19 protein-coding genes are annotated in these 21,238 nt (G+C 55.3%); 7 read left to right on the top strand and 12 right to left on the bottom strand.

The window, feature by feature from the left end:
- Window positions 1-52: 52 nt before the first annotated feature.
- The 10 genes from iscX to epsC all read right to left on the bottom strand — a co-directional run bounded on the left by iscX (window position 53) and on the right by epsC (window position 7,902).
- Window positions 53-247: a Fe-S cluster assembly protein IscX gene (iscX, locus tag BEN30_RS13815; protein WP_069958918.1), complete on the bottom strand. Its 195-nt coding sequence runs from the start codon at window positions 245-247 to the stop codon at window positions 53-55.
- A 14-nt stretch (window positions 248-261) separates the two neighbouring features.
- Entirely contained in the window at window positions 262-594 is a 333-nt protein-coding gene (locus tag BEN30_RS13820; protein WP_069958919.1) for a ferredoxin family 2Fe-2S iron-sulfur cluster binding protein, read from the bottom strand.
- A 73-nt stretch (window positions 595-667) separates the two neighbouring features.
- Window positions 668-2,581, bottom strand: coding sequence for a Fe-S protein assembly chaperone HscA (gene hscA, locus BEN30_RS13825; RefSeq protein ID WP_069958920.1), 1,914 nt, complete (start codon window positions 2,579-2,581; stop codon window positions 668-670).
- Between the two features lie 37 nt (window positions 2,582-2,618).
- Complete coding sequence (gene hscB / locus BEN30_RS13830) at window positions 2,619-3,248, bottom strand: Fe-S protein assembly co-chaperone HscB (protein ID WP_069958921.1); 630 nt, start codon at window positions 3,246-3,248, stop codon at window positions 2,619-2,621.
- 89 nt (window positions 3,249-3,337) lie between these two features.
- The gene (locus tag BEN30_RS13835; protein ID WP_069958922.1) at window positions 3,338-3,676 is read right to left on the bottom strand and encodes a HesB/IscA family protein; all 339 of its coding nucleotides are present in this window, start codon (window positions 3,674-3,676) and stop codon (window positions 3,338-3,340) included.
- A gap of 30 nt (window positions 3,677-3,706) precedes the next feature.
- On the bottom strand, window positions 3,707-4,117 hold the full coding sequence (gene iscU / locus BEN30_RS13840; RefSeq protein WP_069958923.1) for a Fe-S cluster assembly scaffold IscU: 411 nt from the start codon (window positions 4,115-4,117) through the stop codon (window positions 3,707-3,709).
- Between the two features lie 63 nt (window positions 4,118-4,180).
- The gene (locus BEN30_RS13845) at window positions 4,181-5,413 is read right to left on the bottom strand and encodes an IscS subfamily cysteine desulfurase (RefSeq protein ID WP_069958924.1); all 1,233 of its coding nucleotides are present in this window, start codon (window positions 5,411-5,413) and stop codon (window positions 4,181-4,183) included.
- 42 nt (window positions 5,414-5,455) lie between these two features.
- Window positions 5,456-6,577 (bottom strand): cysteine desulfurase family protein, encoded by a 1,122-nt coding sequence (locus BEN30_RS13850; protein ID WP_069958925.1) that lies wholly within the window; start codon window positions 6,575-6,577, stop codon window positions 5,456-5,458.
- A gap of 58 nt (window positions 6,578-6,635) precedes the next feature.
- A complete protein-coding gene (locus tag BEN30_RS13855) occupies window positions 6,636-7,112 on the bottom strand; it encodes an Rrf2 family transcriptional regulator (RefSeq protein WP_069958926.1) in 477 nt (158 codons plus the stop codon).
- Between the two features lie 52 nt (window positions 7,113-7,164).
- Window positions 7,165-7,902 carry a serine O-acetyltransferase EpsC gene (gene epsC / locus BEN30_RS13860; protein ID WP_069958927.1) on the bottom strand — a complete coding sequence of 246 codons (738 nt, stop codon included), beginning with the start codon at window positions 7,900-7,902 and terminating at the stop codon, window positions 7,165-7,167.
- 263 nt (window positions 7,903-8,165) lie between these two features.
- Here epsC and BEN30_RS13865 point away from each other — a divergent pair, with 263 nt between their 5' ends.
- Window positions 8,166-8,813 (top strand): alpha/beta hydrolase, encoded by a 648-nt coding sequence (locus tag BEN30_RS13865; RefSeq protein WP_069958928.1) that lies wholly within the window; start codon window positions 8,166-8,168, stop codon window positions 8,811-8,813.
- 82 nt (window positions 8,814-8,895) lie between these two features.
- Here BEN30_RS13865 and BEN30_RS13870 read toward each other — a convergent pair whose 3' ends face one another.
- On the bottom strand, window positions 8,896-10,011 hold the full coding sequence (locus BEN30_RS13870; RefSeq protein WP_069958929.1) for an anhydro-N-acetylmuramic acid kinase: 1,116 nt from the start codon (window positions 10,009-10,011) through the stop codon (window positions 8,896-8,898).
- A gap of 138 nt (window positions 10,012-10,149) precedes the next feature.
- Between BEN30_RS13870 and tyrS the strand changes: the two genes are divergently transcribed.
- Both tyrS and BEN30_RS13880 read left to right on the top strand, forming a co-directional pair.
- Window positions 10,150-11,403, top strand: a complete 1,254-nt coding sequence (gene tyrS, locus BEN30_RS13875; RefSeq protein ID WP_069958930.1) for a tyrosine--tRNA ligase — start codon at window positions 10,150-10,152, stop codon at window positions 11,401-11,403.
- 280 nt (window positions 11,404-11,683) lie between these two features.
- Window positions 11,684-12,133 carry a ligand-binding protein SH3 gene (locus BEN30_RS13880; RefSeq protein ID WP_069958931.1) on the top strand — a complete coding sequence of 150 codons (450 nt, stop codon included), beginning with the start codon at window positions 11,684-11,686 and terminating at the stop codon, window positions 12,131-12,133.
- Between the two features lie 15 nt (window positions 12,134-12,148).
- On the opposite strand, the gene BEN30_RS13885 is transcribed toward BEN30_RS13880, so the two are convergent.
- A complete protein-coding gene (locus BEN30_RS13885) occupies window positions 12,149-15,622 on the bottom strand; it encodes a YhdP family protein (protein WP_069958932.1) in 3,474 nt (1,157 codons plus the stop codon).
- 108 nt (window positions 15,623-15,730) lie between these two features.
- Here BEN30_RS13885 and BEN30_RS13890 point away from each other — a divergent pair, with 108 nt between their 5' ends.
- The 4 genes from BEN30_RS13890 to BEN30_RS13905 all read left to right on the top strand — a co-directional run bounded on the left by BEN30_RS13890 (window position 15,731) and on the right by BEN30_RS13905 (window position 21,187).
- A complete protein-coding gene (locus BEN30_RS13890) occupies window positions 15,731-18,769 on the top strand; it encodes a bifunctional [glutamine synthetase] adenylyltransferase/[glutamine synthetase]-adenylyl-L-tyrosine phosphorylase (protein ID WP_069958933.1) in 3,039 nt (1,012 codons plus the stop codon).
- Between the two features lie 118 nt (window positions 18,770-18,887).
- Window positions 18,888-19,895 (top strand): polyphosphate kinase 2, encoded by a 1,008-nt coding sequence (gene ppk2 / locus BEN30_RS13895; protein ID WP_245649058.1) that lies wholly within the window; start codon window positions 18,888-18,890, stop codon window positions 19,893-19,895.
- Window positions 19,896-19,916: 21 nt separating this feature from the next.
- Entirely contained in the window at window positions 19,917-20,381 is a 465-nt protein-coding gene (locus BEN30_RS13900) for a peroxiredoxin (RefSeq protein WP_069958934.1), read from the top strand.
- Window positions 20,382-20,389: 8 nt separating this feature from the next.
- On the top strand, window positions 20,390-21,187 hold the full coding sequence (locus BEN30_RS13905; protein ID WP_245649059.1) for a ferritin-like domain-containing protein: 798 nt from the start codon (window positions 20,390-20,392) through the stop codon (window positions 21,185-21,187).
- Window positions 21,188-21,238 lie beyond the last annotated feature (51 nt).

A 21,238-nucleotide genomic window follows, 5' to 3' on the forward strand; every position in this document is an offset into this window, starting at 1 on the left:
CGAAAATGAAAACTCAGGTATATCGCGTTACGGCAAAGAGGACGCCAAAGCCTTAATCACGCTCGTCCAGCCATGCCATTTGAATGGCTTCGAGGATTTTTTCACTCGATTTTTGGGGATCGTCGTCAAAGCCCGGCAGGGCTTGCACCCATTTCCACAAGTCCGTAAAACGCACGTGCAAGATATCGGCGTCCGGGTGGGCGTCTTCCAATTCTATGGCGATATCGTGAACGTCGGTCCACCGCATAAAAAAACCTTCAATCAGTCTAAGAGCATGTTGCGGGTGCCCGTCGGCAAGGTCACTTCCAAGCCGTCGAGCTCTTCGGTCATTTTGATCTGACAGCCCAAACGCGAGGTGTGGGTGAGGCCAAATGCCAAGTCGAGCATGTCTTCTTCTTCTTCGGTCGCATCGTCAAGCTTGCTGAACCACTTATCGTCAACAACCACATGACAGGTTGAGCACGCCAGCGAGCCTTCGCAAGCGCCTTCCAGGTCCAGGTCGTTTTTGTGGGCGATTTCCAAGACGGAGAGGCCAACCGGCGCATCCACTTCTTTGCGGTTGCCGTCCGCATCAATGAAAGTCATTTTCGGCATATTTTGTCTTCTCCTCGAAAGCAGTGTCTTCTTTGGTCTCTGGTTTACATCGCCTTGGCATGCGGGACAAGGGCTAAGCGTTTTCTCCGTCGCTGACACTCGATTGCAACTTGTCGATGGCAACCCCGGTCAAGGCATCGCGGATGCCTTTGTCCATGCGTTTTTCGGCAAACACGCGGGTGGCTTTATCCAAATCTTCGGCCGCCGCGTTAATCGCGTCGCGATCCGTGCCTTTGATGGCGTCGATGAGTTTGTCCATTTGTTCGCCAATGGTTTCGCGTTCCCCCACCGTCAGCAGCTTGCAATCGGCCTGAAGGGCTGCGCGCACCGCCAACATGGCGCGTTCGGCTTCTACGCGCGCTTCGGTCAGCAAGCGCAGTTCCATGTCGCCTTTGGCATTGGCCATGCTGTCATAGAGCATGGTCGACATTTCTTCTTCGCTGAGACCATAGGATGGTTTGACTTCGACCTTGGCTTCGATGCCCGAGGTGTCTTCGCCCGCCGAAACGGTCAACAGTCCGTCCGCGTCCACCTGGAAGGTCACGCGAATATGCGCCGCCCCCGCCGCCATGGGCGGAATGCCGGTTAAGTTAAAGCGCGCCAGGGACCTGTTTTGATCGACCATTTCGCGTTCGCCCTGGACCACATGAATGGCCATGGCGGTTTGACCGTCTTTAAACGTGGTGAATTCTTGCGCCTTCGCCACCGGAATGGGGGTGTTGCGGGGAATGACCTTTTCCACCAAACCGCCCATGGTTTCCAGCCCCAAAGACAACGGCGTGACATCCAGTAACAAGGTGTCCGAGCCCACTGTCAAGGCCTCGGCCTGCAACGCGGCCCCTACGGCCACCACCTGGTCGGGGTCGATGTCGGCCAGCGGTTCAGAGCCGAAATATTGAGACACGGTTTCGCGCACCAACGGCACGCGGGTAGACCCGCCCACCAAAACAACGCCCTTGATGTCCATGGGATCAAAGCCCGCTTCGGTTAAAACTTCGTGACAGATTTTAACCGTGCGTTTGACGTCGGCGCGAATAAGGTCATTAAACGTTGCCCGGTCCAAGGCATGCTTGGTCTGCTTGTCCCCCGCCGTCAACATCCATTCACCACTGTCTTCCGTGGTCAGGCATTCCTTCGCCATGCGTGCGGTCATCAAGGCGACTTTCACTTCGCCTGCACTCAGATTCGTTTCGCCTAACCCTGCCTTGCGCTGCTCAAGAAAGTGATTGGCGATGGCGTGGTCAAAATCGTCCCCGCCCAGTGCCGCATCGCCGCCCGTGGCCAGCACCTGAAAGACGCCCTTTTCCATGCGCAACAGCGACACATCGAAGGTTCCGCCACCCAGGTCAAACACCGCGTACAAACCTTCCGCGCTTTTGTCCAAACCGTAAGCCAGCGCCGCCGCCGTAGGTTCATTGACCAAGCGCAAGACGTTGAGACCTGCCAGACGCGCAGCGTCCTTGGTGGCGGTGCGCTGGGCATCGTCGAAATACGCCGGCACGGTGATCACGGCTTTTTCCACCTTGGCCCCCAAGTGGGCTTCGGCGCGGTCTTTAAGGGCGCGCAAAATATCGGCGGAAATTTCAATCGGCGTCAGCGCATGGCCGCCGATGTTCAAGCGCACCAACTGGCTTTCGCCTTCATGATGAGGCTCAATATCAAACGGCATTTGACCGCCCAAGGATTTGACGTCTTCCGCACCGCGACCCATCAAGCGCTTGATGGAACTCACCACACTGTCGGGACGGCTGAGCAGCAAGCGCTTGGCCAATTCGCCGACGATGGCCGAACCGTCCGGTGCATAGGCCACAATGGACGGCACCAACGCTTGACCGTCGTCATCTTTGAGAACTTCGACTTGACCTTCGGAGCTGACGGCCACCACCGAATTGGTGGTGCCCAAATCGATGCCCACGGCCATCTCAGCGTCGTCCTGATGGGGGACCGGTGATTCACCGGGTTCGTGAATTTGCAGAAGTTGCGCCATAAAAAAATATTCCTGAATTGGGGACAAGTCTTTTTGTTTAAGACATCAGGCGAGCGCGACTGTGGCGCACCTCACCCATCATTTTGTCGAGATACTTAAGACGTGTGGTCAATCGACACGCGCCTTGAATGTCGTGGCCCGCAAACGCCAAAGACAGGGCCGACAAAACATCGTCAATCTCCGTTTTGGTTTCGCGTTGGATGGCGTTCAGCGCATCTTGGGTATCGGCCATCATCAACTTTTCCCGCATTTCCATGGCCTCCATCAAGATGGATTGGTCATGGACCAAGTTGCAGCCTTCGGGCAATACGTCAATTCCAAGCAAATGGACCAGATAGTCCGCACGCATCAGCGGGTTTTTGAGCACTTCATAGGCGTCGTTCAAGGCCGTGGCTTGGCGTTGGCTAAGCGCTTTTTCCTTCGGCGCCTTGGTGGCAAAGCGGTCAGGGTGAAGTTGCCGTTGGAGGTCAAAATACAAACGATCTAAGGCCGCAACATCCACATCAAATGTCGGCTCCATTCCCAAACGCGCGAAATGGTCCACGGATGCCGGAGCCTGCACTGCTTTGCAGGTGTGGCAAAACAATGCCGTTGCAGGGGATGGGCCTTTGCAGGACCAGCACGGCTTGAGATGGGTTTCGGGCGATTGTGTGTTCACGTCGAGCATTTACCGTCGGTCATATTTCTAAACTTATTATAGGGCCACAAAACGCAACCGCCCCGAAGGGCGGCCACGGGATAAAATGACGCAGCCCCTTAAACGTGAAAAGACTCACCGCACCCACAGCGGCCCTTCTCATTGGGGTTGGTGAAGACAAAGCCACTTTCAAGCTTGTCCGTCACATAGTCCATTTCGGTGCCGATGATGAACATGGTGGCCTTGGGGTCAATCAGAACCTTCACCCCATCGACCTCCAATTCCTCATCAAACTCGCCAACTTCGTCTGCAAATTCAAGCGTGTAAGACAAACCCGAGCAGCCTTTTGTGCGCACGCCGATGCGGATGCCGGCAGACGGCTTACCACGGCTTGCGAGCAGGGCCTTGACTTGGTCAATGGCCGCAGGGGTCATGTTGATCGGTGCGGGCAAATTCATCGGGCGTTCTCTCTGTTCACGTCAAAAAGCTTATTCAGCGGCGTCTTGACCCTTGTTGGCCGTAGCGGCTTTGCTTTTGTAATCTTGGATAGCCGCTTTGATAGCATCCTCAGCCAGGACCGAGCAATGAATCTTCACCGGCGGCAGAGCCAGTTCTTCGGCAATGTCGGTGTTTTTGATGGTCGCGGCTTCGTCAATGGTCTTGCCTTTGACCCATTCGGTCACCAGCGAGCTCGAAGCAATGGCGGAACCGCACCCAAAGGTCTTGAACTTTGCGTCTTCGATGATGCCGTCCGCGCTCACCTTGATTTGCAGTTTCATCACGTCGCCGCACGCGGGCGCGCCCACCAATCCGGTGCCGATGTCACTTGCGCCGTCTTCCATTGAACCGACGTTACGCGGGTTCTCATAATGGTCGATCAGTTCTTTACTATAGGCCATGTTTTATCTCCTTTAGGTCCCTTCTTAGATGGGGACTGTTCACGTTGGGGGCAATGTATGATCTCAGTGTTCAGCCCATTTGATGGACTTAATATCGATACCGGCTTGCGCCATGTCCCAAAGCGGGCTCAGTTCGCGCAGACGGTTCACTTCTTTGGCAATGCGTTCAATCGCATAGTCGATGTCTTCTTCGGTGGTGAAGCGGCCCAGGCCCAAACGCAAGGACGTGTGAGCCAGTTCTTCTTCGACACCCAGCGCGCGCAGCACATAGCTGGGTTCCAACGACGCAGACGTGCACGCGGAACCGCTGGAGACCGCCAAGTCCTTAATGCCCATCATCAGGCCTTCACCTTCGACGTAAGCAAACGATATATTCAAATTGCCGGGAATGCGGTGCACAAGATCGCCGTTCAAGAAAATTTCCGGTATGCGTTCTTTCAAACCCTCAAACAAGCGGTTTTGGAAACCGTGCAGACGTTCAGCTTCCGCCGCCATTTCTTTGCTCGCCAATTCGCACGCTTTGCCCAAACCCACCACCAAGGGGGTCGGCAAGGTGCCCGAACGCATGGCGCGTTCTTGACCGCCGCCGTGGATCAACGGCACCAACCGCACACGGGGCTTGCGCCGCACATACAGCGCGCCGATGCCCATGGGGCCATAAACTTTGTGCCCGGAAATCGACAGCAGATCGATGTTCATGTCATCCACATCCAAGGGGATTTTCCCGACGGCTTGCGCGGCGTCAGTGTGGAAGAAGGTTTTGTTGGCGCGGCACAGTTGGCCGATTTCCTTCAAGGGCTGGATCACGCCGATTTCATTGTTCACCGCCATGATGGAAACCAACACGGTTTTATCCGTCATCGCGGCCTTCAAAACGTCCAGATCGATCAAGCCGTTTTCTTGGACGTGCAAATAGGTGACGTCAAAGCCGTCTTGCTGCAACGCCCGACAGGATTCCAACACGCACTTGTGTTCGGTCACGCAGGTGATGATGTGGTTGCGCTTGTCGCCATAAAACTTCGCCACGCCTTTGATGGCCAAGTTGTTGGATTCCGTAGCACCTGAGGTGAAAATGATTTCCTTCGTCGAGGCCCCAATCAAGTCCGCCACATGGCCGCGGGCAATCTCGACCGCATCTTCCGCTTCCCAACCATAATGGTGGTTGCGCGAATGCGGGTTGCCGAACTTTTCGGTCCAATAGGGGTTCATCGCCTCAACCACACGCGGATCGGTTGGCGTGGTCGCCTGATAATCCAGGTAGAGAGGGTTGTTTTGGGTCCAAGTCTTGGCCGTCATTTTTTTCAACCTTGTTCTTTGTTCATTGGTTCAACATTTACTTTAAGCGGCAGAGCGCGCCCTGCTCTTGCGCTGATAGAGCGCCGCCCAAGCGGACAAAAAGCGTTCGATATCGTCATCTGTGGTGGCATGGCCCAAGCTCACCCGAACCGCCGTTTTGGCGACTTCGGTTGGGATGCCCATGGCGCCCAGCACGCCACTGGATTTGGTTTTCCCCGACCCACAGGCCGACCCGGCGCTGACACAGAGGCCATCCAGATCAAAAGCCATCACTTGGGTTTCGGCATCCACACCAGACATGGTGATGAAACTGGTGTTGGGCAAGCGGTCCGTCAACAAGGCAATCACATTGGCCTCATTTGAAAGCTCCAGGACTCCGGCTTCCAAACGATCCCGCAGCGCTTTGATCCGCGCCATATCGGGAAGTTCCGCTTTGGCCAGTTCAGCCGCCACGCCAAACCCGGCAATGCCGGATAAATTTTCGGTACCGCCACGCACGCCGTTTTCCTGCCCGCCGCCGGGGTTCACCGCTGTCAATTTAACATCCTTGGTGGCGATCAGCGCACCAGCGCCCTGCGGGCCGCCGATTTTGTGCGCCGACAAGCTCATCAGATCAACGCCCAGCGCGGCAAAATCAACATCGATTTTGCCCAACGCCTGAACCGCGTCGGTATGCACAAGGGCATGGTAGCGGTGCGCGATCCGGGCAATGCCTTCGACTTGCTGCAACACGCCGGTTTCATTGTTGGCCAACATCACGGAAATGACCTTGTCATCCCCGCCACCGGCCAGCATTTCATCAAATTGGAACGGATCAATCAGCCCGTTCACATCAACCGGAATGCGCTCGATGGCGTCGGCAGCACGCAAAACCGATGCATGTTCGGTGGCCCCAACCATAACGTTTGGACGTCCCGAGCCCCTTAACGCGAGGCTATTGGCTTCGGTGCCACAAGAGGTAAACACGATCTGGGCGCTGGCGGGGGCATTCACAGCGCGGCGCACCTGTTCGCGGGCCTCTTCAACGATACGCCGGGCCTTGCGGCCCTGACCGTGCACCGACGACGGATTGCCGCCGACCTGCATCGCACGTGCCGCTGCCTCCACCGCTTCGGGGCGGGTGGGCGAGGTCGCGTTATGATCCATGTAAACCGTTTGGTTCATGGCGTCAGATGCCTTTTCAAGTCAGTGTTTGTGAAGTCAGCCGGTGGTGTGCCTGTGCTCATTCCGCCGCGATGATATCGGATGGAATTTGCGCCACCATGTCATGAAACAATTCCGGCTGCGGACCCAAAACCCGGCGCGCGCAAACATCAGCCAAGGTCACAGAGCTGAGATAGAGATGAATTTGGTAGCTCAGCGCTTGCCACAAATCATGGGTCAAACAGCGTGCTTTATCCGTATGACAGCCGCCCGATGCGCTACAGCGGGTCGCCGAAATCGGCTCATCCACCGCCGTGATTACATCGGAAATGCGAATTTCACTGGTCTTGCGCGACAACAAGTAACCGCCGCCCGGACCGCGCACACTTTTGACCAAACCTGCACGGCGCAATTTGCCAAACAGCTGTTCAAGATACGACAGGGAAATTTCCTGACGATCGGCCACATCGGCCAACGCCACCGGCTTGCCCGAAGCGGTCTTGCCCAGATCAGCCATGGCCATAACGGCATAACGTCCTTTGGTGCTGAGTTTCACGTCAGTGTCTCCTTCAAATTGGTCGGGCTATAAACGCCCCACCGGGAAATTATTACTTCTTCTTTTTCGTCAACAGCTCTGGACCATCTTGCGTCTGACGGTCAGGAAGCACCTGTCCGCGTTCCAACACATCGATGCGCTCCATCAAACTCGCCACCTGTGCCCGCAGGTTATCGATGGTGTGCAGAACCGGATCGGGGCACCCATCGGACGGCGTGCCATAGGCCACGAAATCCTTTGCATGCTCTTTGTCGCGCGGCATCACCACACGGGCCGGAATACCCACCGCCGTCACGCCGGGCGGCACATCGCGCGTCACCACGGCATTGGCCCCGATGCGGGCATCCTTGCCCACCGTAATGGGTCCCAAAATCTGCGCCCCGGATCCGACAATCACGCCATCTTCCAAAGTAGGGTGGCGTTTTTGATTAACCTGTTTGTGACTGTCCACACTGGGGGAAATACCACCCAACGTCACAATCTGATACAGCGTCACGTCATCGCCGATTTCGCTGGTCTCACCAATCACCACGCCGTCGCCGTGATCGATAAAGAAGCGCCGCCCAATGATCGCACCGGGATGAATTTCAATGCCGGTGAAAAACCGGGCCGCTTGCGACAACAAGCGCGCCACAAAGTGAAAATCGTGCTTCCACAGCCAGTTCGACACCCGATAAACCTGGATCGCATGAAAGCCCGGATACAGTAAAATAACCTCCAAGCGCGACCGCGCTGCGGGATCTCGGGCAATAAACGAATCGATATCTTCCTTAAGCCTCTTGAAAAACATGGCTCATCCAATATGTTTGTGCTAAATGGTTCGCAGGCAGTGGCAACGGGTTCATCCTATGCGCCGCCGTCTGCGACTTTAATAACTGCGTAACGCCATAACAAAACACTTCACCATCCATGCTGCATTACACTTCTATAATATAAGATACCCGACTACAGTGGTCAAGTATTCCGGCACCCTGAACAAAAAATATTTTTTGTGCGGTGCAATTGAGAATGTTTCATGCAACCTGTTGAAATTTAGACGGTTAATCAAAATCCATGCCTGAAGTTATCTTCAACGGTCCCGAGGGACGCCTCGAAGGGCGTTACCATCACTCCAAAAAGCCCGGCGCGCCCATCGCGCTTGTTTTGCACCCCCACCCACAATTCGGGGGGACCATGAACAATAAGGTCGTGTACGCCATGTACCAGGCGTTCGTGAAACGTGGCTTTTCCACTTTGCGGTTCAATTTTCGCGGTGTTGGGCGCTCACAGAGCACCTTTGACAACGGCCAAGGCGAAATGAGCGATGCAGCATCGGCTTTGGATTGGATGCAAGCGCACAATCCCAACGCCTCTGGCTGCTGGATTGGCGGGTTTTCATTTGGCGCATGGATTTCCATGCAGCTGATGATGCGCCGCCCCGAAATCAATGGCTTCATTTCCATCGCCGCGCCCGCCAGCCAGCACGACTTTACGTTCTTGGCCCCGTGTCCGGCGTCCGGCATTTTGGTTCACGGCGATCACGATGAAGTGGTCCCCATCGACAGCGTCGATAAGCTGGCCGCAAAACTGAAAAGCCAAAAGAACATCAAGATCGATTATGAAATCGTCAAAGGCTGCGATCACTTTTTTGTCGATCACATGCCGCAACTCAAGAAAATCATTGACGATTACCTTGATAAGTCTTTGGTGAAAGCGCCTTAAACCAGCCTATCACTTGCAAAATTTGCACAAAAAAGACGGCCTCAGCGGGCCGTCTTTTTTTGTTGTTTGTGACACGGACACGTTAGGTTGGTCGACTAAGCGTGCCGCCGCTCATCGGTTCGCCAACGCCGGTGGTCGCCGGGAAGGTGATGGGCAACCACCGCTCAGAGCGCACCGCAAGATAGGCAAACGCCTGGGCTTCCATGGCATCCCCATCCCAGCCCACACCGTCGGCCGAGCGCACATCCGCGCCGGTGGTGTCCCGCAACATCTGCATCATAACCGGGTTAAGCCGCCCGCCCCCGGTTACGATCCAGGTGTGCACCGGGGCCGGAAAATGCGCTGCAGCCCGGGCGGCCGACTTGGCGATAAACGACGTAATCGTCGCCGCACCGTCTTCAAGGCTCAAGCCCTCGACACAATCGCGGCAAAACTCTTGACGATCCAAAGACTTGGGCGGTTTGCGGTCAAAATAAGCATGGCTTAATGCTTTTTCCACGACATCCTCATGGACGCGCCCTTTTGCCGCCAACGCGCCGTCTTTATCCATATCAACGTCTGTGTGAGCGCGCACCCAGTCGTTCAACGGCGCATTGCCCGGTCCAGTGTCAAAGGCGAGCAAAGCGTCTTCACCGGCTCCCCCCCCGGAACCCACCCAAGTGATGTTGCTAACGCCGCCGATGTTGAGCACGGCTGCAGGCAATTGAATTTCGGGCGCACTTTTGAGCAATGCGGCGTGGAAAATCGGCACCAAAGGTGCACCTTCCCCACCGGAATTGACGTCGCGCGAGCGAAAATCGCTGACCACCGGAATGCCTAACCAATCGGCCAGCAAACTGCCCTGTCCCAATTGCACGGTGATGCGGTTTTTCGGATCGTGATGCACGGTATGACCATGAAACCCAACCACATCAATGTCTTGTGCGTCAAGATTGGCACGGCTGAGCAAGATTTTGACGGCATCCGCGTGCAAAATGGTGAGGAACCGCTCAACATCGTCCGCACCCGGCGCGGCACGTCCGGCCGGGCCGAGAATGCGGCGCAATTTGTTTTTAAATGCGTCTTCATACGGAATGGTCAAAGACGGGCCGAATTCTACGAAATCTTCACCATTGGTCTTGATCAACGCGGCATCGATGCCATCCAAAGAGGTGCCACTCATCAAGCCAACAGCGGTATATATTTTGCCTTGGTTCATGTCCCTATAGGCCTGAAGGCCTCTCCCCATGTTTCGCTGCACGTTGTGTGCCTGCGACCAGTGTGCTAAGTCCAATCCCAACATCCAAGTGGACATCCAGCATACAGCATTCAAGCGCCGATAGGACTCGTTTTGGCCATGACCGATCTAAAATCTGATTTTCTGAAGACCGTTACTGAGCGCGGTTATCTGCACCAATGTACAGATCTGGAAACCCTGGATCAAAAATCCAGCACCTCCATCGTCACCGCCTATATCGGCTTCGATTGCACCGCGCCAAGCCTTCATGTGGGGTCTCTTTTGCCCATCATGATGCTGCGCACGTTGCAAAAAACCGGTCACAAGCCGATCGTTTTGATGGGCGGAGGCACCACCTTGGTGGGTGATCCTTCGGGTAAGGACGAAAGCCGTAAAATGCTGACGGCGGCGGATATCCAGGCCAATATGGATGGCATCAAACAGATTTTTTCCAAATTTCTCACCTTTGGCGATGGTCCCACCGACGCGGTGATGGTCAACAACGCCGATTGGCTGACGACGCTCAATTACGTTGAATTTCTGCGCGATTTTGGCCCCCACTTCACCATCAACCGGATGCTGGGGTTTGATTCGGTCAAATTGCGTTTGGAACGCGAACAGCCGCTCACGTTCTTGGAATTCAACTATATGATTCTCCAGGCTTATGATTTCTTGGAACTCAATCGCCGCCAGGGATGCTGCTTGCAGATGGGCGGGTCCGATCAATGGGGCAACATCGTCAACGGTGTTGAGCTCACCCGCCGGGTTGACGCCAAAGAAGTCTTTGGCCTGACCACCCCCCTGCTCACCACCTCATCGGGGGCAAAAATGGGCAAAACCGCTGCAGGAGCCGTGTGGCTCAACGCCGAACAGCTGTCGCCCTATGACTATTGGCAATATTGGCGCAACACCGAAGACGGCGACGTCGGGCGCTTCTTGCGTCTGTTCACGGAACTTCCTTTGGAAGAGATCGCCCGCCTGGAAAGTCTTGAAGGCCAAGACATCAACGACGCCAAAAAGGTGCTGGCCGACGAAGCCACGCGCATGTGCCACGGCATCGAAGCCGCCAAAGCCGCCCACGCCACCGCACAAAAAACCTTTGAAGAGGGTCAGTTGGGCGACGACTTGCCCTCCATCGACGTACCCAGAGCCGAACTGGAAGCCGGCATACCCGCCTTTACGGCCTTGGTCACGGCGGGTCTGTGCACATCCAACGGCGAAGCCCGGCGCCTCATCAAAGGCGGCGGTGGGCGCATCAATGACAAGGCTTTTGCCACCGAAAACCAAACGGTAACGACCGCTGATCTGAATGCGGATGGTGTTGTGAAGCTGTCATCGGGTAAAAAGCGCCACGTACTGCTACGCGCCGTTTAAAGAGCTGACACAAAAAACAGCGCGCAAACGCAAACGGAGCCGCTGCACACGCAGAACGTTCCAAAACGAAGTGGGCCCGAATCAATTTCAACGGCATGCTGGAGATATAACCATTATATTCAGTTGGGTATTTAATGGTACACCCCCGCCATTGCCCCATAACAGCCTGTTTTGAGCAAATTAAAACCTCGATTTCACAAGTCTATTACTTGACAAATTTAGTCAGCATTTCCACATCTATCTTAACATTAGAAATTGCTAATGAAAGAAAGGTGCAAAAATGTCCAGCTTCATCCCTAACTTTCCCGTAGACGGCGTCGTAACGGTCAACCGAGTTGTGTTAAGACCTGAATATGATGTCGACGACCTGCAAGAACGCGTGGCCGTCCTTTGTGAAAACGTCAAAACCTATCATTCCGAGACGGGTTTCATTGGTGGGTTTGTCACGTTAAATGCGGGCATGGTCTCAAACGAAGGCAGCTCGGCCGGCAAGGCCGTTCAATCATCCCTTAAGGGGCGCGAAGCGCTCATCGTGACCTTCTGGCGCTCCTTTGAAGAGCACGAGCAATCTCACAAAAGCGATACATTCCAACCCTTGTTCGCCGAAGTTTTGGAGCTCTGCGAAAACGGAAACGAAGAAATCGCTTACACAATGCTGTGGTCGGGTCAGGCTTATGACGCTAAAGAAGCACAAGCGGCGAAAGCGGCGAAAAAACGTTTCGCGGCATAAACCGAGGGCCAGCACCTACTTTATAGGTGCTGGCGTCACGGCATCACTGGGGGCTGACTTGGGTGTCGGCGGAATTGTTGGCGTTTTAGGGCCTTGAGGCGTTTCTGTTTCCTTGCCGGAATCTGTAAAGATTCCGCGCAAGACGCCGGGTGCCAAAGCGCTGAGCGGATTCACGGTAATTTCCACGTTGTCTTCCACGCCCTTCATGGTGTAGGTGGCGGCGAACAGCCCACCGCCTTTTTCCGGCCCGGTAAACAGTTCCCCAATAAGCGGAATTTTACCCAACAGCGCATTGATCATATACGCTGGCACCACCGTGCCTTTGATGTCCAAAAGCTTTTGATCCATGTTCACGGTACCGCTGGCGGTAATCCCAATGGTCGGACCAGAAGCCCGGGCATCGGTCAGATGCAACACCCCCTTTTCCAGCTTAAAGGGCGCTTCAAAGATATCAAAGTTCAAGCCGTCGCCTTGTAATGCATCCAACACGCCGGTTAACGACATAATGCCGATCAGCTTTGCGAATGCCGGGGCTTCGATCATGGCGTAGTTTTTAACCTTCACCACACCTTCCAGCGGTGCATCTTTGCCCACTTCGGTATAAGCCGCTTTCAGATCGAACGTACCACCCAAAATGTTGTCATAAAGATCGAGCGTCTTAAGCGCAGAACCGGCCTTATCTGAGGCAATGGATAAATAGCGCAAGCCATCCGTGTCGGTGTCCAGCATCAGCTCGATACTGCCCTGACGCTCACCCTCGCCAACCACACCGACCACATCGAGTTTGCGCCACTGCCCGTTCTCTCTGTAAACGGACCCGATCAAATCGGTCATGATGCGATCTTTGCGGATCAGCACGTTGCGAATGTCCACCGCGACGTCCAGCATCAAATTGTCGTCTTGAAGGTTTTCTTGTCCTGACACATCCCGAATGCCGAGCATTTCATCCCACAGCAAACCCACATCAAGGCTTTCCCCCCGCAGCACCAGTTCCCAAGGTGTGTTGGCGAGTGGGGGGTTGGCATCAAGGGGCTTAAGCGGAGTCAGTGAACCCGAAACATCGGTGTGGCCAGAGCGCATGGTGTCGATATCAACGCGCGCCAATTGACCCGATTTAGAAAACTGGACCGACCCAGCAATGTTCATATTGGGCGCCGATACGCTGAATTTGGGAATGGCCACCGGAACATCGCCTTTCAGGCGCAATTCCATAACCGCAATCCCGGGCACCCCTTGGGGTTTATCCCATCCCAATTCAGGCGCTGCCAAATGGATATTTGCCAAATCAACCCGTGCGGACAGCGATTGCCGTCCATCGCTGAGTTCCGTGTAATTGACGTTGGCTTGCGCCCCACCACGCATATAGCGCGCCAAGATATCGGGAACTTCGATCCCCAATGCACCGAGGTTCAAAACTTCTTTGATGGTCCCGGAAATTTCGTAGTGATCGCGAAATAACGCAGCCCCACGAAAATCGTGGCTCCAGCCAATCTGCACCGGCACATCGCCCAAGACCGCCGTTCCCTTGAGATCCAGTGCATCGTTGGTCACCGTCAGTTGCAGATCGCCCTTTTCCAAATCTTTATGAAACAGCGAATCTTTAATGCGCGCCTTGCTCAGATGAGCGTCGGCTTTGGCGATGACCTCCTCGGCCAGCAAATCGGCCTTCAACGGCAATTTTAAAGAGATGTTCGTCGTCACCGTGCCATCGGTGCCTTTGGGGTTCAGACCGATGATCGAGGCAAAGCCCAGCGGCTCATGATCGATCAGCGCCAATGCGGCGGGGACCGGACCGCTCACTTTCAGCTGGATATCTGCTTCGGGTAAATCTTCTTGCAGTTTCAACAGCGAAACTTGACCGTCCAGCACCTTCAAACCCTTAAAAGCGTCTGCACCATCAATCTTGATGTCGAAGCGTTCCGCAGTGAACGTGGCGCTGCCATGGGCATTCTTCCCCGGCGGCATGGGGGCCAGATAATCAACGGTCAAACCGCTGGCCTGAATTTCACCCTCAAGCGCCGTCAGCGCCAATCCGCCCCCAACACCGACATCAGAACGCAGCGCGACATGGACCGATGCATGCTCCGCCACGCCGTCACGCAAATTGGGAATAACCCACATGCGCGCATCGATGCCCAAATCTTTGGGCCAATAGCTGTCCAGATCGTTAAACGCCACATTGCGGACCGATCCGGTCAAATCCAACGACAGCCCTGCGAAGGGGGGGGCTTCGGCGGCTCTTTCCCCCTCACTTTCAGGCTCCGTAACCGGACCCTTCAAGAGGCCCTCTATGGCCAAGGTGAGATTGGCAACGGGCCCTTCAGAATCGGGGATTGAAGGGCTGCGCAACCCAATTTGCATGTCCTTAACGTCGAGCTTTCCCGTATCTCCCGCATAGCTCAGCGCCGTTTTGAGCATTTTCAGCGGCAATTCGTGATTGATGGGGGCGGGTAGGTAGAGATTTTCTCCGGCCCGTAGTGTCATATCCAGATTGTTGATATCGAGCACCTCATCGGAGCCCTCGTAGCGCCCCTGAATATGAAGTTCATCCACCGCGACCCGCTGGGCCCACGCCAAAATGTCGAGTTGCGCCGCCAAGGAAACCGGCAACGCAATGCTGCCCTTTGCCCCGCTCAAATCAAACCCGATGCCTTCAATCCGACCACCTTGATCCATACTTAAGGTGGTCGTTCCAGACAAATCAATATCGAGCGCGCCTAAGGCTTCCATTCGGGGTGACAAGCTGGCGAAATCGGCCGGGTTCACTTTTTCAAAACTCACGCCCAAGTCGATGCGCTTGCCCGCGACCGAATAGCCGCCCAAAATCGACACGGCAGCAACCTTGTCGCCCGCCTGCAAATTCAAGTCCAATTCGGCCTCAAGACCGCCTTGAACCCGGGTAAAGTGGGCGTTGGCATTTGACGCCTGTAAGGTCGTGCCAAGCGCTTGATCTTCATAACTGAGATCACCCGAGACAATGGACATGCGCTTGAGATAGCTCATGGCCTGGCTTGGATCGGGGTCTTGCAGCATCAGCAAAATCATCGATGCCACAAAATCGTTGGAGGCCTGTTGTGCTTTTCCATCAGAACCCAGTTGCGCGCCCATAAGCCCCAGCGCCAAATGACCGTCCTGATCGCGCACCAAACGAAAGCTGGGGCCAAAAAATTCGATGGAGCGAGGAGCGACCACACCACGCACCAAGGCTTTGGCGCTGAGCGAAATGGAAACTTCCGGAACCCGCGCCAAATCTTCCCCGCTGGGCAACGTGGTGTGCAGGTTAACAATGCGAATGTCGAGCGTGCGTTCCCATCCGGCCCAGGTGAGAATGGTGTCGTCTATCGACACGTTCACGCCACCTTTATAGACCTCTGCCAAGGCGTTTTTAATATAAGGGGTGAGAAAGCCAATCGACACCGGGCCGGTGGTCAGACGCCACGCAACCAAAAGCATAGCCACCAGCAGACCCAAACCGAGTCCGCCGATCACTTGAACAAAGCCTCTGATTGTGCGTTTGACCAGTGGACTTTCCCCCCTTCATCAAGGCATGCTGTTGACCCATCATGATGCCAACAGACTTAAAGAATTCAAAACAACATGCAGCTTTTTCAGTTCGATGCCAAAAACCTTCCCGCACCTGCTCACCCTCTGCAAGTGACGACGGACTGGGAGCGATTTATAGAAGCTGCCCACAAGCAAAGCAACGCTTCGCCTGAACTTCAAGCGGAACTGGTTCAATTTGCCGAAACCTTGAAAATGGACCCAATTGGCGCTCCGCTCGGCGCCTCCATTTTCGGAAACGCCCCATTTCTTAGCTCATGCTGGATAAATGATCCACAGTTCACCAAAGAGCTGTTGGAACGGGGGCCTGATCAGATCAAAGATGCCATTATGGACGCCACCCGCAATGACGGGCTGGATATGGATGAAACCGCGCTGAAAAAACACCTTCGGGTGCAAAAGCGGCGCATGGCGTTGACCGTCGCTTTGGCCGATATCACCGGTTTATGGGACGTATTCGACGTCACCGGAACGCTGTCCGATTTTGCCGATGCCGCGACGTCCCGCGCATGTGCGGTGCTTTTGCGCACGTTGCACGAACGCGGCAAAATCAAGTTGAAGGACTTAAACGACCCCGAGCGCGGTTCTGGCCTGGTGGTGCTGGGCATGGGTAAGTTGGGCGGACGCGAGCTGAATTATTCATCCGACATCGATTTAATCTTGCTGTTTGACCCCGACGTGATTGAAACCGACGCGCCGATGGACCTGCAACACAGTTTTGTCCGCCTGGCGCGGGGGTTGGTGAGCTTGCTCGATGAGCGTACCGCCGACGGTTATGTGTTTCGTACCGATTTGCGACTACGCCCCGATCCGGGTTCCACACCCTTGGCGCTGTCCACGCACGCCGCAGAACAGTATTATGAAAGCATCGGCCAAAACTGGGAACGCGCCGCCATGATCAAGGCGCGGCCCATTGCCGGCGACAAAGACGCGGGTGCCGCGTTCTTGGCCCACTTAAAACCCTTTGTTTGGCGCAAAAATTTAGATTTCGCCACGATCCAAGACATTCAATCCATCAAGCGCCAAATCAACGCTCACAAGGGTGGCTCCGACATCAAACTGCACGGCCACAACGTCAAGCTGGGGCGCGGCGGCATTCGTGAAATTGAGTTTTATGCACAAACCCAGCAATTGATTTGGGGCGGACGCGATCGCAATTTGCGTAAAATTCCGACCCTACAAGCCCTTAACGCCTTGGTTGACGCTGGTCTTGAGACCGCCGCCAACGCCCAGGTTTTAGACCAAGCTTACCGCTACCTGCGCCGGGTCGAGCACCGTTTGCAAATGGTTGACGATGCCCAGACCCACACCCTGCCCGAAGATGATGAGGGTCTCAACGCCATCGCCACGTTCTTGGGCTACGACGGCGTTCAAGCCTTCGCCACAGAGCTTTTGGGCACCTTAAAGCAGGTGGAAAAACTTTATGCCGAGCTCTTTGCCGAGGGTGAGCCGCTTTCCGACAGCGGATCTGAAGGGGGGAATTTGGTCTTCACCGGAGGCGAACCTGATCCCGAAACCCTGAAGACGCTGGCCAATATGGGTTACAAAAATCCCGAAACCGTCGATGTGACCGTGCGCGGCTGGCATCACGCGCGCCATCGTTCAACCCGCTCGGCCCGATCCCGCGCCATCTTGACGGAACTGATGCCGCTCATTTTGAAAACCATGGCCGCCACCGCCGATCCCGACAGCGCCTTGCTGCGCTTTGATGAATTTTTATCCAAGTTGCCCGCAGGCGTACAGCTGTTTTCGATGTTTCAAGCCAACCCGCAAATGCTGGAACTGATCGCCGATATTTTGGGCACGGCGCCAAGGCTGGCGGAACACTTGGCGCACAAGGCCAATATCTTGGACGGTGTACTGACGCCAGGCTTCTTCGATAAGCCTCCCAATGCCGAAGAGATGCGCCTTGAGCTTGAGCACGTCTTGCAAGACGGCACCTGCATGGAAGAGGTTTTGGATTTGGCCCGGCGCTGGGCCAAGGACCGCAAATTCCAAGTTGGGGTACAAGTTCTGAAAGGCACGATTAAAGAACGCGAAAGCCAACGCGCCCTCACCGACATTGCCGAAACCCTGTTGACGACGCTACAGCCGCGTGTCGAAGCTGAATTTGCCACCCAGCACGGTGTCGTTCCCGGCGGTGCATTGTGCGTTGTGGCGTTCGGAAAACTGGGCGGCGGGGAAAAAACGCCAACGTCCGACATGGACATCACCTTGGTTTACGATTTTGATGCCGAGGCGACGGCCTCCAACGGTCCCAAACCGCTGGCCGTCAGCCAATATTTTGCCCGTCTCAGCCAACGCTTGATCAATGCCTTATCCGCACAAACGGCAGAAGGCGCATTATACGAAGTCGATATGCGCCTGCGTCCCAGCGGCAACGCCGGGCCTATTGCGACATCCCTCATCGCATTCGAAAAATATTTTAAAACCGAGGCCTGGACATGGGAGCATATGGCCCTGACCCGCGCCCGCGCGCTCACGGGTCCCCAAGATCTCCAGACCAAAGTTCAAGCCGTCATCTTTGCAACGCTCACCTCTGAACGCAATGTCGACAAGCTGGTGGTTGACGTCGCGGACATGCGCACGCGCATGGATGCACAACGCCACACCGATATGATCTGGGAAATCAAAAACTTCCGCGGCGGCTTGGTGGATATCGAATTCATATCGCAATATTTGCAGCTCAAAAACGGCCATGCCCACCCGGAAATTTTGTCTCCCAACACCCGCACGGCCCTGAGCAACCTAAAAGAGGCCCGCATTTTAGAACCATCCATCGCAACCCGCCTGATCCAAACACTGGATTTATGGCAATCCATTCAAGGGCTGTTGCGCCTAACGGTGACGGCTGCGCAACGCGCACGTGCGGACTACGTCATGGCCCCTTCCCTGCAACAGCACATCTGTCGCCTGGTGGGGTCGGATACCTTTGAAGGTGCTCAAACACAAATCAAAGCCACCGCAGACGAAGTCCTGGCGATTTTTGAGGCCCTCGTTGAAATCCCGGCCGCCTCCGCGCGCCCCCATGTGACTTCAGATCTGAGCGATGCCAATCAAAGCAATGGAAAATAAACGCTCTCAAACCACACTCAATTTAACACTTTTTATTGTGTTGTATTTAAGGAAGGCGTAGACTCCCAGCCGCAATGCGGCAAAAGCAACACGATCCATTCTGACGGAGGACGAACACATGACGGCTGCCACCACAAAAGCAAAAGCCAAGGCAACCACGATGACCACAGCGATTGAAGCTAAGCAAGATCCGCTTGAGCCCAACGCCACCGTCCCTGTCACGGCCAAAACCAAAGTTCAACTGCCGCGTCCGTCCATCCACAAAAGCCACGCATTGCTGCAACATGACCGCGATGTGAAAAAGAAATCGCCGCTGCCCGAAAACTATCCCTACAAAACCCGTATGAACAGAGGCCAGTACGAAGCCCGCAAGCAAGAACTTCAAATCGAATTGTTGAAGGTTCAAAACTGGGTGAAAGATACCGGACAGCGCGTTTTGTGCATATTTGAAGGTCGCGATGCGGCCGGCAAGGGCGGCACCATCAAACGCTTTACGGAACACTTAAATCCCCGTGGTGCGCGCGTCGTTGCCCTGGAAAAACCCACCGAAGAAGAACGCGGACAATGGTACTTCCAGCGCTATGTGGAACAGTTGCCGACCAAAGGGGAAATCGTGTTTTTCGATCGCTCTTGGTACAACCGTGCCGGGGTTGAACGGGTGATGGGGTTTTGCTCCCCCGCCGAATACATGGAATTTATGCGTCAAGTTCCCGAATTTGAACGTATGCTGGTGCGCAGTGGTATTCGCTTGTTCAAGTTCTGGTTTTCGGTCAGCCGCGATGAGCAACTGTTTCGCTTTCAATCGCGCCAAAACGATCCGCTCAAGCATTGGAAGCTGAGCCCGGTGGACGTGGAATCTCTGGACCGCTGGGATGAGTATTCCGAAGCCAAAGAAAGCATGTTTTTTTACACCCACACCGCCGACGCGCCGTGGACCGTGGTACGCTCTGATGACAAAAAGCGCGCGCGCGTCAACTGCATGCGCCACTTCTTGGCCTCCATGCCTTACCCCGGCAAGGACGACGACGTGAACACCACGCCCGATCCACGCCTTGTCGGTTATGCCGATTCATTCTATGAAAAATTGGACGACTTCGATCCGGAGAAGAAAAAGCTCCGCATTTGATGACTTTGTTTGAGGACTGATATGAGCATTTCCATTGGCGATAAAGCGCCCGCATTTGACCTGCCCACCGACGGCGACGGTCGCCTCAAGCTTGCCGACTTAAAAGGCAAGGCCATAGTGCTGTATTTTTACCCCAAGGACTCCACCCCCGGCTGCACCACCGAAGGCAACGATTTCGCCGCCTTGCACGCCGATTTCGTCAAGGCCGGCGCGGTGGTCTTGGGTGCGTCCAAAGACAGCGTGAAACGCCACGACACCTTCAAAGCCAAACAGGGTTTTCCATTCCCGTTGCTGTCGGACGAAGACGGTGTCTTGTGTGAGGCGTATGGCGTGTGGGTGTTGAAAAAGAATTATGGCCGCGAATATATGGGTATTGAGCGGGCCACGTTTCTCGTCGACGCCAAGGGCAAAATTGCAAACATTTGGCGCAAGGTGCGGGTCAAGGGCCATGCCGCCGAAGTGCTCGAAGCTGTCCAAGCCCTGTGACAACTCCCGTGACGCTCTCAGACGCCGCATGCCGCGTTTTGAACACCGCCGATCCCGCAGAAAAAGTGCGTCTGACGTATGCGTATGCGCATGAGTGGCGCGCAGGTAACATCGCTGAGATTGGCACATCCTCGCCGCCTGATCGTCCGGCCCGCCCGGTCAAGCCGGTCCTGTGCCCGCCCTCAGACATGCCCAAACGATCCGCCGGGGGCGGCAAGCGGCGCACCAATTTGATCCATGCCATCGCCCACATTGAGCTCAACGCCATCGACTTGGCGTGGGATGCGGTGGCGCGCTTTGCCCCCTTGAATTTACCCAAAGCCTTTTATGACGACTGGGTTCGGGTCGCCGAAGACGAAGCGCGTCATTTCGAGATGCTGCAAAATCGCTTGGTCGAGTTGGGGGCCAGTTACGGCGACATCCCCGCCCATGACGGTCTGTGGGAAGCCGCACTGAACACCAATGATGATGTTTTGGCACGCATGGCGCTCGCACCCATGCTGCTGGAGGCGCGTGGTCTAGACACCACGCCTGCAACAGTTGAACGATTGCGAGCCAATGGCGACGACGCCACCGCCGACATCTTTGAATTGATCGGAGAAGAAGAAATCAGCCACGTCGCCGCCGGCGTTCGGTGGTTTGAATATGTCTGCGAGCAACGCCATTTGCCCCCAACGCCGACCTTCAAATCCTTGGTGAGGGAGCGCTACAAAGGCCAAATCAAGCCGCCCTTCAACGTCCCGGCGCGCACCCAGGCGGGGATGCGGGCTGACTATTATGAACCCGACTGCGCAGCGAAGGCTTGAAACTATCTGCGTGCACCGCTAGTACTCATACGATTGATTTCAACGGGCCTG

The sequence above is a fragment of the Magnetovibrio blakemorei genome, from assembly GCF_001746755.1.
Classification (GTDB): Bacteria; Pseudomonadota; Alphaproteobacteria; order Rhodospirillales; family Magnetovibrionaceae; genus Magnetovibrio; species Magnetovibrio blakemorei.